This is a genomic window from Akkermansia sp., from assembly GCF_020860705.1.
Taxonomy (GTDB): domain Bacteria; phylum Verrucomicrobiota; class Verrucomicrobiia; order Verrucomicrobiales; family Akkermansiaceae; genus Akkermansia.
This window is the reverse complement of sequence record NZ_JAJBTT010000022.1, coordinates 15,923-28,497: the sequence shown is the minus strand read 5'-3', so window position 1 is coordinate 28,497 and position 12,575 is coordinate 15,923. Positions and strand designations below refer to the sequence as shown.

Below are 12,575 nucleotides of genomic sequence, written 5' to 3'. Positions count from 1 at the left end.
CCATACCGTTCAGAGGAAACCGCCCCTTTTTTGATGAAGGATCAGTAGCCCCACCCGCGCAGGCACTCCATGACGTCCCTGACCGGCAGTCCGATCACGTTGTCCGTGTCTCCGCGGACGGAGGAAATGATCATCTCCCCGTGTTCCTGGAACGCGTAGGAACCGGCCTTGTCCATGACGTCCACCAGTTCCATGTAACGGCGGATGTCCTTTTCTTCCAGGGTCCGGAACGTGACTTCCGTCAGAACGGCGATATCTTTCATTCCCAGCGGGGACAGGATGGAGACCGCCGTGCAGACATGGTGCATGCGCCCGGAAAGCATGCGGAGCATGGAGCGTGCTTCTTCTTCGTCCCGGGGCTTGCCCAGAGGGCGTCCGTCCAGAAAGACGAGCGTGTCCGCGCCGATGACGGTGGCGTCCGGATATTCCCGGAAAACGGCTTCCGCCTTGGCCCGGGCATTGTGCAGGCAGAGTTCCTGCGGCGGCATGGCGGCGTCCTTCAGCTCCTCCGTATCGCGTACGACGATGGAGAAAGACACGCCGGCTTTCGCCAGCAGCTCACGCCGCCGGGGAGACTGGGAGGCAAGGATGACGGGGGGAAGCATGGAGAGAGTTAATCATTAAAAGGTAATAGTGATTAGAGAATATTAACTCTTCACTATTAATTATTAACTATTTACTTCCCATAATGCGGTGGAACGCTTCCGGGGAAATCTCCCGGATGGAGCGGATGATATTCTTGGAAAAGGCGGCCATGCGTTTCCGGATGGTTTCCCGGTCCTCAGCGGATTCAAACTCCATGCCCACCAGGGCGCGGCCCACCCGTTCCCCTGTATAGGTATAGTTGAAATAGCAGAGGGAAGCCAGGTCCGCGATACGTTCCATGAAATCCAGGAAGGCGCCGGCGCGTTCCGGGAATTCAATGTGGACGAAGAGGGGGTGCTCGCACAGTTCCGCCTGGTAATGAATCATACGGAAGCGCACGTCGTCGTCCTCGCTGATGTCCTCAAACTCAATTCCCTTTTTCTTCAGGGTGGTACGGATGGTGTCCAGGTCTTCATCGGAGGCGGCGATGCCGAACACGGGGTACTGGGTCTCCCCTTCCGTCTTGCCGTATTGCACGTCCACCAGCGTGGTATCCTGCGGAATGTGGCGCAGGTACTTGAGCACCTGCCCGCGTTTGGAATCCATGGAGATGCGCAGATAGCGCGTTTCATGGTTGCCGATGCCCGCCTGGCGGGCGATCTGGGTGAGGTGGGTGAAATCCATGTTGGCCCCGGAGATGACGACGAAGCTTTTTTCATCAGGCTTCACCTGTCCCTGGTTCCATTGTTTCAAAAATCCCGCCAGGCTCATGGCTCCGGAAGGTTCCGGGACTACGCGGGAGGATTCCCACATGGCGCGGATAGCCTGGCACACCTCGTTGTTGGTGACGGTCACGAATTCGTCCATCAGCTCCCGGCAGAGGGGATAGGTCAGTTCCCCGGGGATATGGACGGCTGTGCCGTCGCAGAACACGTCCACGTAGTCCAGGTTCACCCGGTGGCCTTGTTCTATGGAGGTTTTCATGGAGGCCTGGTCCACTCCCTCTACGCCGATGACCTTGATATGCGGCCAGAATTTTTTCAGCCAGCAGGCTACGGATGCGGCCAGGCCGCCGCCGCCGATGGCTACATAGGCGCGGTCAAACGGGCCTTCTCCGCTCATGACCACTTCATCCGCCAGCGTTCCCTGGCCGCCCATGGTCACCAGGTCGTCATAGGGATGCACGAAGGTGCTTCCATGGGCTTCCGCATACTCGTGGGCGGCGGAGGCGGTCTCGTCATAACAATCGCCATGGAGGATGATCTGCACGTGCTTGCCGCCGTGGCGGCGCACTTCCGTCTGTTTCACTTCCGGCGTGGAGCGGGGCATGAAGATGGTGGCCTGGCAATTCAGGACGCTGGCCGCCAGGGCGACGCCCTGCGCATGGTTGCCGGCGGAGGCGGCCACAATGCCCTTGTCCCTCTCTTCCTGGCTCAGTGCCGCCATGCAGTTGAAGGCCCCGCGCCATTTATAGGCCCGGATGGGTCCCAGGTCCTCCCTTTTGGCGTAAACCGGGGCCTGGATGCCCGGCAAATTCAATCGTTGAAGAGGAGTCGGTTCGCCGACGGTATAGACTCGCTGGCGGGCTTGCAGTATTTCCTCGGAAAGACGGTCCGAAAGTATGCTCATGATTGTAATGCTGGAGGCATTCTAGCAAGCCCGCGCTCCTTTTCCAGTAAAACATCGCAGGCTGCCTGCCTGTTATCCGGGGCATCAGGCTTTCCGGGTACAAAAAAACCGCCCGGAGGCGGTTGTTTCCTTTCAACAAGGTGGCGAAGCGGACGGGGCTCGAACCCGCGACCTCCAGCGTGACAGGCTGGCGCTCTAACCGAACTGAGCTACCGCTCCTTGACCTTGAAGTGATGTCCATGCTTTGCAGCGGGGACGTGGAGGCTTATACAGTCACTCCCTAGGTAATGCAAGACAAGAAATCATTTTTTCATGTATGCGCCGCCTGTTGGGGAAAGAAGTAAAATACTTGCACGGATTTGAAATCCGAAGTCAATGATAATTTTTGGTACCAAGCGCTTTAACATATCCGAATGGAGTAAGAGGAGAAGATGACCAAAAACCGGAGGTTATTGTCAAATACATCTACTATCAATATGTTATTTATTATCTGGATCTATTGAGAAACATTTCCGGATTTCAAATCCGTTAATTATTAGGGATATAGTCTATATATTGTTTATTATTAACAGTTAACGTGTTATATTATTATGCGCCCTCATTTGCCTCTTCCTCTTTTATCCGCTCTTCTGGTCTGTTTTATTTCACCGGCATGGTCTGCTTACACGTTAACGGACAATGGAGAAACGACCATTTCCTTTGCCGATGAACAATACACGATCACGAGCCCCGGCGGTTCTTCTGCCGGACAGGCTGATTCTCCCGGAGACATTTATTTGACGGACATTACGGCGGCCGGTACTTACGAGGGGGGATATGACCGCACGCTGACCCTGGAAGGAGGGACATACTCCAGTGTCAAATTATGGAACGTTGCGGGGGATACCGGAGCAACTACGCTCAATGGAGACAACAAATTTACAATCAACATAGGTGCGGGTGTTGCCCTGACTTCAGGATTCCATTTCATGTTCTGGGCAAACCAGATGCGTACGGTGACAGCCGACATTACCCTGAATGTAGACGAAAACGCAGGTTCTCTGGTGGGAATGACCTTGCTGGGTGACGGAAATGCAGGAGGCGCCGGAGTCAGGTATACTACAACAGGTACTGTTACCGCTACCATCAATGGGGGAGAGTGGACAGGCTGGACAACTGGCGCTCCGGCAGAAACTATCTCTTTTGCCTTGGGCCTGGAAGGATTCCAGCATACCGGCGATGTCAATTTCACCATCAATGGAGGTACCTTTACCGGGACTGTTTCAGCGGGGTCTGCCCGCGGCTATGTGGACGCATCCACCATTCTGGGCGACGTTAGCCTGACCGTTACAGGAGGCACATTCAGCAGCAATGTATCCCTGCTGGGCATGGGAAAGGTAAATTACGGCGATACGGAAGAGGGGAAAAATTATGAGGGAAGGCTGAGCATCAGCGGAGGTATCTTCAATGCCAATGTACTGGGGCTGGGGAAGGGTAATGAGATTTCCGTCAAGCAGAACGCCACGGTCTTTCTGGGTATCAGCGGAGGCACCTTTAATGAAAACGTATTTGCGCAGGGGGCTACCACTACTATTTCAGGCGGCACGTTTGCGGAAGGGAAGAAGCTGTTTGGAGGTTCCGTCACCAGCACGTCCAACCATAATCTGGCTTCCACCAATATGACGTTGGATATGGGCACTGGCTCCATAGCGTCTATGATAGCGGGCGGCACGTGGGTGGAAACCGGAGCATGCACCGTCAATATTACTGATTCAACCAATCTGACTTTCAAATCCGGCACGTATACAGGCCAGATTTGGGGCGGCTCCTACATTAACGGAAACGCTACCGCTACCATCGCCGGAAATATTGGTTCCACTAATATTACGATTACCGGGGGTACATTCGATGGGGCGCAAATATCCCTGGGCACTTATGTGGAACGCAATAACACCAGTTCCGCATTAACGATTGGGGAAGCCAACCTTTCCATCAGCGGCGGAACATTCAACAACGCCGCCATTTACGCGGGCGGCCAGAAGGTCAACGGCACTTCTCTGACCACGGCTCAGGCTAATGTGACCATTACAGGGAATGATGCCGTCTTCACCGGGACGACAACTCTTTCCGGGCAGGGACGCGGGGATGTGGTCACAAAAAGCGTGCTGAACCTGAATGGCGTGACGAAAGCGGACATGTTTGCCAACGCGACCATTACCGGGTTTGACGAAATATCCGCCGGAGCGGGCACGGATGCAATCATTGCCAACGCCACGGTACTGGATGGGCGGAATGCCTTTACCAAAAGCGGCACGGGCAAGCTCACGCTCAGTGCCGCCACCGGCTTTGCCAATGCACTGACGGTATCCGGCGGAGAGCTCAGCTTCGGTCTGGCCGGCGGCGTAACCTTCGGCAATTCCATCACGATGGGTTCAGGAGCGCGCCTGACCTCTACGGGCAACATGACGTTGTCCCCGGCTTCCGGGCTGACGCTGGATCTGACGGGAATGAATTCCTCCAACGCCGCCATTATCCAGTCCGGCGGCACGCTTTCCTTCAATGCGGAGGGAACCCTGACCCTGACCATCAGCGGCGTGGACCAGACGGTGGAAAACGACTACAAGCTGATTACAGCCGCTGGCTTCGGCACGCTGACAGCAAACAACTTCTCCTTTGATCCCAGCGGCCTTTCCGGCGATTACACTTACGCCCTGGAATTGACCGGAAACACCCTTTACCTGCGCGTCAAGGCGCTGGGGGAAGCCCTCAACTGGAACGGAGGAGCGGCGGGTACGTGGGTGGCCACGGGGGGAGGCACCATCTGGGAGAACAAAGACGGAACAGCCGTGGCCTATGACGACACGAAGGCGGCCAGCTTTGAAAACCTGACGGGGGTGGCCTCCTCCACGGTCACCATCAGCGGAGACGTCAGTTCGCCGCGCATCACAGTCAATAACACGGCAGGAGAAGAAGGCACCGCCTACACTTTCTCGGGCGGCGGGGCCATTGTGGACAAGGCGGGAACAACGAGCCTGGTCAAGAGAGGAACGGGCGAGCTGACCATTGAAAACACAGGAACCAACACCTTCTCCGGAGGCACGACTCTTGTGGAAGGCACCATCAACCTCAACACCGCCCAGGGACTTGGCACGGGCACCGTCACCCTCAACGGTGGATGGCTGGTGCTCAACACCACCGGAACCACGGCCGGCACGACAGGGCTGGTGGCGACCAACAGCCTCATCTTTGGAGGGGGCACATTCGTTTACGGCACAGGCGCCGCCCAGGATGTCTCCGGCCTCATTGACGCCACCGCCAGTACGGCCGCCGTCCGGGTGGATACCAATGGAAACAACGTTTCCTGGGGCACCTACACCCAGGAACTGGGCAACAGCGACATCGTCAAGCTCGGCGGAGGCATGCTGACCATTTCCACCATACAGGGAGGAACTTTTACCGGGGACATCTCCGTCAGCGGAGGAACCCTGTTTTATGACATCGGAGCCAACAGCGGCACCCGTACGTGGAGCGGGGATATCAGCATTGCACAGGATGCCACCCTCCAGATCAGGGATTACCGGGCTCATAACAGTATACTGACGGATACGCTGTCCGGCCGTATTTCCGGGACCGGCACCCTGGTGTTGGGGCACAAGGAAGGAGGTTCCAATCCGGGAGGCGGCCGCTACTCCGTCACCGGGGACAACAGCGGTTTTACGGGCACCATCAAGCTGGTGGGAGCCGGGACCAACGCCGCGTGGAATGAAGTGGGCTTTGCCAATGCTGCCGCAATCGGGGGCGCCAGCCTGGAACTGGACGGCCGCGGTTTTTATGTAAGCGATTCCGCCAACCCTATCAATGCCAATATCCATGTGGCGGCTGCCGGGAGCTGGCTTAACGGCAACTCCAACCAGACGGTCACGTTTGGAGGAACCCTGACGGGCGGGCTGGGAGCCAACCTGGGCGTGACGCTGGCGGGAGATCCCTCGCTGACGGCTATTTTCACGGGCAACCTCACCGGCTTTGAAGGAACGCTGAATTCCGGGCAGGGAAACGCCGTGATGGCTTTCGGCAGCGGCGGTGCGGCCACCACGCTGGCAAGCGGAGAATTCCTCAAGGCCGCCTCCCTGGGAGGAGCGGGCACCTTCCGGGTCAACTACAGCGGCACGGGCAAGGACCTTCTCTATGCCGGCAACGTCATTGACACGGCCAAGCTGAACGTGCAGGGTACGGACAAGCTGGTGCTGACCGGCACCAATACCGGCACGGGGGAAATGAGCATTGGGCAGAATTCCTCCGTCCAGCTCGGCAACGGCGCGGGGGACAATGCCTCCTGGGCCGGAACCATTACGGGAGCGGGCAGCCTGCTCGTCAGCACCACCGGAACCTTTGCCGTGGGAGACCGGGCCAACGGATTGACGGGAACGCTGACGCTGGCCAAGGGAACGCTGGATCTCTCCGATGCCGCCGCTACCACCAACATTCTCATTCAATCCGGTTCTCTGGCGAATGCCGGGAACTACGCGGGAACGGACGCGAACAGGGTCCATGTCAATGCGGCTGCCAATTCGGGCAAGATCGCCCTGGGCGGGTTGGACGCCTCCAAGCTGGGAACGGTCGCCACCACCACGGCGGGAACACAGCTTACCGGCCTCAAACAGGGATCTGTCTGGACTGTCAGCGGAACCGGCAACAATCTGGCCCTGAGTGCGGACAACATTTCCGGAGACCCGTTTGCGGGCGCTGACGCCCTCATTCAATTTGACGGAACGGGTGGCAACCTGGGCAGTATTTCCTTTGGAGACGGTTCCACGCTCACGCTGGACCTTGCCAGCGTCATGGAAGCCATGAAAACGGCGGGCGGCAATCTGGAAATCCTGCTTACCAACGGCGGCTTTACCCAAAGTCTGGACGTACTTAAGAGCCATATCACGGCCAGTCCTCTTTTTGCCGCCCTGGGTTTCGGCGTTGTGGACGTCAATGGGGGAAACATTGTCCTGTCTGGTGACACCAGCCTGGTTTACGTATCTTCTGTGGACGGTTCGGGCAGTGCGGAAGATCCCGTCACGAACCAGTCTCTCAACTTCTATCAGGCCGTGATCGTGGACAAGGATCTCTATGTCCAGTCGGACGGCTCCATGGTGATCAAGAACCTGACTGCGCCGGGCACCGATCCGGGACAGACAGGCACGGGCAACCTCATCGTCACTAACACGGCGGACAACAAGGGCAGCATAGAGCTGCAAAACAGCCTTGTGCATGAAGGGACGGGGGTGGATACCTCCTTTGCCGGAAACATCAGCGGCGTGGACGGTGCGGCAGCCAATACGGACCTGGTCAAGACGGGAGCCAACAAGCTCACCTTGTCCGGGAATGTGACGCTGGCCGGGGACATCATTGCGGAACAGGGAACGCTTCAGATCAATGGCACGGCTAATGTGGAAGCCCTGCGCCTTGATTCCACGGACGCGGGCTCCCTTGCGGTGATTGGCGTGGGAGGCCGTACGACGGCCCAGACGCTGGAGGCCGGCGCCAACGGCGGGAAGCTGGATATCGGTTCTTCCGGAACACTGACCCTGACGGGAGCTACCGCTGGCCTTTCCCACACGGAAATCGGCGGAACGGGAACGCTGAACATTGCGGAAGGCGCTTCCCTGGGGCTGGCGGTGGATAGCACGCTTTCCGGTGTGGTGCTGGACCTGGACGGCTCCCTGAGCATGGCGGCGGACGGCTCTGCCGGTGGCCTGAATGGCTCCGGGGACCTGGAGCTGAACGGGCGGACCCTGCATATTCAGGCGGCTTCCGGCCAAACGCATACGTATGAAGGAACGCTGGGGGCCGGAACGCTGGATGTTTCCGGCGCGGGGACGCAGGTTCTGCGCAGTTCCGGCGCGGATACGGATCTGACCGTCAGCGGCGGCAATCTGGTTCTTCAGGGAAAGGCGGAGACGGACGGCGCGCATCTTGCCTATGGTGCCTTGGTGAATAACGGCCATCTGACCATCCAGGCCAGTGACAACGCCCTGACGGCTGTCAACACAACCCTGAGCGTTGACAGCGCCTCCTTCGGAAGCGGTTCCACCACCACGTTTGTCCTGAACTCGGACGCCGACATGACTTCCAGTTTCATCCAGTCCTCAGGCAATATCGTCATTGAAAACGGCGCTTCCTTCCATGTGACTACTCTGCCGGGAATCAATATCACCTGGAAAGCGGGCAACCCCATGGAACTCACGCTGATGGAACTCACCGGAACAGGAGACATCACGCTGGGGAACAACACGCTGACCATGGGCGGTCTTTTCCTTACCTACTACAAGAATGCCCATCTGGTGCAGGAGGGGGATAAAGTCGTTCTCAAGGCGGAAGAGCAAACGGACAATATTTATGCCGACGTAGCCGATACGGCCAATTCCCTGGCGGGCGCCAACCTGCTGTGGGATGCCGCGCGGCACGGCGTGGTGGACCAGGCTCTGACGGATTTTCTGGGAGCCCTCAATGACGACATGCTGAATAATCCTTCCGCCGCCAGGCGTTCTCTGGCTGCGGCGGCGGGCAGCACGGTGACCAGTCTTTCCATCGCCCAGCGCGACGCCCTGCGCGAACAGATGAACTGGATCCGCAACCGCACCAACCAGATGGGCGTCAACCCCTCCTACGTCAACGAAGACATGCCCTACTTCCACATGTGGATGGAAGGCACGGGGTCCTACGCCAAGCTGGACACCAAGGGGGATGAAAGCGGCTACCAGCTCACTACCTGGGGCGGTACCGTGGGCATGGATGTGGACATCAGCAACCACTTCACCATGGGAGCGGCCTTCACGGCCAACTACGGTGACCTGACGGCCAGCGCGGCGGACTCCGCCGACGGCCACCTGGACAGCTACTACGCCAACCTCTTCGGGCGCTACCAGAGCAAGCGCTGGGCGCACACGCTGATCCTGACGGGAGGCTGGAACGACGCCAAACTCAACCGTACGGTCAACTACGGGGAAGGCAGCTACAGCACGCAGGGAGACACCAACGGGTGGGGATTCGGAGCGATGTATGAGCTGACCTATGACATCTACCTCAACGAAGACAAGAGCAGTGTGCTGCAGCCTTTGTTCAACGCCTCCATCGTGAAAACGAGCATGGACGGCTACACGGAAACGGGAGCCGGAAATGCGGGGCTGAATGTAGGCAAGCAGGAATGGACGACGGGAACGGTAGCACTGGGCGGCCGGTGGATGGGGCTGGTAGGCAGCAACGTCTTTGGACGTGAAGCGCTGGCGGAGTTCCGCATCAACGCGGCCCAGGACATGGGCGACCGCCGCGGACAGGCCAATGTAGGCCTGCTGGCCAATCCCGCCTACACGCAGACGGTGAGGGGTGCCAAGGTGGGTATGACGGCATTGCAAATCGGAGTGGGGTTGAGCGTCCCTGTGGGAACGCAGGGAATGATCTTTGTGGACGGCAACGCCGATTTCCGCAACGGGGCCAACTCCATTAACGGAAGCGTGGGCTACCGCTATAACTTCTAGGAGAGTTGAGAGTTAAGAGAACAGAGTGGAGCTGAAAGGAGCTTCGCACTGTCATTCTTCAGGGCCGTTCCGGGGTTATCCCGGAGTGGCCCTGTTGCGTTGTGGAGCGAGCGTTGGGAAGATATGAAGGTAGTAAGAAAACATTCCATCCTTTTCCGTTGCCTCCTATAATCCGGGCAGTTCCGCTTTCATTTTTCCAGTAACCGCCCTCCGTCGTTCCATTCCCCATACATTCGGTTTTCACGGGTATTCTCCAGGAATTTTTCCAGGCGGCTGCGGAATAGTTCCGGCTGGTTTTTCTTAATCTGGATGGTGTCAAGACGCACATGGCGGTACAGGCGGGGAAAGGCCAGGAAGTTGGCGTAGGTGCGCGGGTCCTGTTGAAGGGCTTTCAAAATATCCGGGTCAATCCGGAAGGCCTCCGGGTCCATCTCCGGAAGGCATTTTTTTCCGTGGGGCGTCATCAGCCCCAGTCTGTCCAGGCGGCGCACGCGTTCCTTGTTCAGCTCGGACCATTTGCTTCCCCTGGCGCGGGGGGAAAGGCGCTGCGCCAGAAAGCCGGAAGCTGTCTTTTTGCGGGTGCTGTCAATCCATCCAAAGCACAGGGCTTCCTCAACCGCATCCAGATACAGGATGGCTTGGAGAGAGGGCTTTCTGGTGGTGGGAACCCAGCAGCAGGAGGAAGAACGGTGGTGCTGTTCCAGCCATGTTCTTAATTCCTCCCGTGTGGTGATGGGGAGAAGACGGGTTATTTCCATGACGGTTCTGTGGGTGCCGCGCATTTCTGCGGAGGGGGAGCGGAAAGACGGATGGCGCGGATGCCGTTTTGCGGAATGGCATTCCGTTGAGGTGGGAATGACGGCATGGGCGCGGCTTGCGGAGTGATGATACCTTCCCGGAACCTGTATTTCCAGCACAGGTGCGTTTTCCGGTCTGCGGAGTCTTTGCCGGAAAGGGGAATTTCCCCTTCCTCCTAAAAACCGGAAAACCTGTTTCCGGCGGCTTTTTTTCCTTAGGGCATGTTTCTTCACCTCCGGCAAAGGCCGGCGGTTTTCTCCTTGTCAAAAAGAATGCCTCCATTATACATGACTGATGAAGAAAAGCGCGTTGCTGGCCGGGCTGGGGTTGGTTCTGCTGGCCTCCGTGGCAGTGATTCTTAAAATGGCTTGTGCAGAGGATTCCGTCAACCGGGCGGACGATGCCCGGGAACGGGTGACGCCCGTGCTGAATTCCTTCCTGGGCCTCTGCGGCGCCAGGGTGGGAGACCCTGTCTTCTTGCGGGCCGTTAAGGAGGATTCCATCCTGGAATTGTGGGTGAAGCCGGGCCATGCGGAACGCTATGTGCTGGCCAAACGCTATCCGATTGCCGCCTGGTCCGGAAAGCTGGGACCCAAGGAAAAGGAAGGGGACAAGCAAACGCCGGAAGGTTTTTATGAAGTGGAGCCGTCAGGGCTGAACCCCCGCAGCAACTACCATCTGGCCTTCAACATCGGTTATCCGAATGCCTATGACCGGTCCCTGAACCGGACGGGAAGCTTGATCATGGTGCATGGGAGGGACGTTTCCATTGGCTGCCTGGCAATGACGGATCCTGGAATTGAGGAAATTTATACCATGGTGGAACAGGCCCTGCTTCACGGGCAGCAGAGCGTTCCCGTGCAGATTTATCCTTTTGTGCCTACTCCGGCCCGTTTGTGGAAGGAGAAGAATTCCCCCCATGCCGCTTTTTGGGCGGATTTGGCCCGCGCATGGGAGTGGACGGAGCGGACCCACTCTCCGGCCCGTGTGAATGCCGTGGATGGCAGGCTGATCGTCGTGGAGCAATAAAAATCCCCCGGTCATGGACCGGAGGATGAAGGTGGCCGGGGAGCAAGGATGTCAGGGGCGTTCCTGATGCCGGGCGTCCGGGCAAGATGCGCTGAAACGTTCTTATACCAGCTGGGAGATCAGTTCTTCACGGTCGCCCGGCAGGAAGTCCATGGGGGCGATTTCCGGCAGGGTATAGCAGCCAGCGGCCAGTTTCATGCTGGCGCGGGCGGAAGCTACCATCACCTGGGCGGTCAGGGCGGGATTGTTGATGCGCATTTCAAACGTGAACATCTGGTTCTGCGTGGAGCCGGAAACGCCCTTGCGCTCCATCAGCACGCCGTGGCCCATGTCCTTCAGCACGTCGATGTCGGGAACCTGCTGCACGCGGGTATCGTCATGGCTGAAATAGGAATCGGACTTGATGGCGAACTCCACGTCGGAGAACTTGGCGCCTTCCTTCAGCACCACGTAAACCATGCGGCGGTGTACGCCGGAGCCCGTGGGGATGGTGAGGGAGAGGGCGTCTTCCACGCCTTCCTTGGAGCGCGCTACTACGCTGTGGCCCATGCTCATGCCGGGGCCGAAGTTGGTGTACGTGATGCCTTTGGGGGCCATGGCCAGCATCATGGTGCGGATGACGGAGTCCGTGCCGGGGTCCCAGCCGGCGGAAATGATGGAGACGGCGTCGTGCTTGATCGCCTGGGCTCCCAGGGAGCGGCGCAGGTTCACGATTTCCCCGTGAATGTCAAAACTGTCCACGGTGTTGATGCCGCGGGCAAGGAGGGGGAGGGCCGTTTCTTCCACGCTGCGGGTGGGGGTGCAGAGCAGGGCTGCGTCCACATGGCCCAGGTCCTCTATGCTGCTTACGGTTTTGATGCCGTGCACGGGTTCGCTTCCGGGGCGGCGGACAATGCCCGCCAGTTCCATATCGGGGGCGGCGCGCAAGGCGTCCACGGCGTATTTCCCGATGTTGCCGTATCCTACGATGGCTACTTTGATCATCTTGGTGGTAAATGGTATGGTTCCAGGAGGGGAGGGACGAAATGC

6 protein-coding genes and 1 tRNA gene are annotated in these 12,575 nt (G+C 58.3%); 2 read left to right on the top strand and 5 right to left on the bottom strand.

Annotated elements, in window-relative coordinates; all coding sequences use genetic code 11:
* Positions 1 to 41: 41 nt before the first annotated feature.
* From LIO64_RS04485 to LIO64_RS04475, 3 genes are all read right to left on the bottom strand, one after another.
* Positions 42 to 605 (bottom strand): Maf family protein, encoded by a 564-nt coding sequence (locus LIO64_RS04485; RefSeq protein WP_290548251.1) that lies wholly within the window; start codon positions 603 to 605, stop codon positions 42 to 44.
* A 67-nt stretch (positions 606 to 672) separates the two neighbouring features.
* On the bottom strand, positions 673 to 2,214 hold the full coding sequence (locus LIO64_RS04480) for a pyridoxal-phosphate dependent enzyme (protein ID WP_290548250.1): 1,542 nt from the start codon (positions 2,212 to 2,214) through the stop codon (positions 673 to 675).
* A gap of 141 nt (positions 2,215 to 2,355) precedes the next feature.
* Positions 2,356 to 2,433, bottom strand: a tRNA-Asp gene (locus tag LIO64_RS04475).
* A gap of 371 nt (positions 2,434 to 2,804) precedes the next feature.
* Here LIO64_RS04475 and LIO64_RS04470 point away from each other — a divergent pair.
* Positions 2,805 to 9,719 carry an autotransporter-associated beta strand repeat-containing protein gene (locus tag LIO64_RS04470; RefSeq protein WP_290548249.1) on the top strand — a complete coding sequence of 2,305 codons (6,915 nt, stop codon included), beginning with the start codon at positions 2,805 to 2,807 and terminating at the stop codon, positions 9,717 to 9,719.
* A gap of 188 nt (positions 9,720 to 9,907) precedes the next feature.
* Here LIO64_RS04470 and LIO64_RS04465 read toward each other — a convergent pair whose 3' ends face one another.
* Positions 9,908 to 10,477, bottom strand: a complete 570-nt coding sequence (locus tag LIO64_RS04465) for a YdeI/OmpD-associated family protein (protein WP_290548248.1) — start codon at positions 10,475 to 10,477, stop codon at positions 9,908 to 9,910.
* A gap of 334 nt (positions 10,478 to 10,811) precedes the next feature.
* Here LIO64_RS04465 and LIO64_RS04460 point away from each other — a divergent pair, with 334 nt between their 5' ends.
* Positions 10,812 to 11,546, top strand: coding sequence for a murein L,D-transpeptidase family protein (locus LIO64_RS04460; protein WP_290548247.1), 735 nt, complete (start codon positions 10,812 to 10,814; stop codon positions 11,544 to 11,546).
* Positions 11,547 to 11,648: 102 nt separating this feature from the next.
* On the opposite strand, the gene LIO64_RS04455 is transcribed toward LIO64_RS04460, so the two are convergent.
* Positions 11,649 to 12,530 (bottom strand): diaminopimelate dehydrogenase, encoded by an 882-nt coding sequence (locus LIO64_RS04455; protein WP_290548246.1) that lies wholly within the window; start codon positions 12,528 to 12,530, stop codon positions 11,649 to 11,651.
* Positions 12,531 to 12,575 lie beyond the last annotated feature (45 nt).

Bases quoted from the DNA above. Each gene is read 5' to 3' on its own strand.
- LIO64_RS04485 (WP_290548251.1), bottom strand. From the start codon at position 605: ATGCTTCCCCCCGTCATCCTTGCCTCCCAGTCTCCCCGGCGGCGTGAG.
- LIO64_RS04480 (WP_290548250.1), bottom strand. From the start codon at position 2,214: ATGAGCATACTTTCGGACCGTCTTTCCGAGGAAATACTGCAAGCCCGC.
- LIO64_RS04470 (WP_290548249.1), top strand. From the start codon at position 2,805: ATGCGCCCTCATTTGCCTCTTCCTCTTTTATCCGCTCTTCTGGTCTGT.
- LIO64_RS04465 (WP_290548248.1), bottom strand. From the start codon at position 10,477: ATGGAAATAACCCGTCTTCTCCCCATCACCACACGGGAGGAATTAAGA.
- LIO64_RS04460 (WP_290548247.1), top strand. From the start codon at position 10,812: ATGAAGAAAAGCGCGTTGCTGGCCGGGCTGGGGTTGGTTCTGCTGGCC.
- LIO64_RS04455 (WP_290548246.1), bottom strand. From the start codon at position 12,530: ATGATCAAAGTAGCCATCGTAGGATACGGCAACATCGGGAAATACGCC.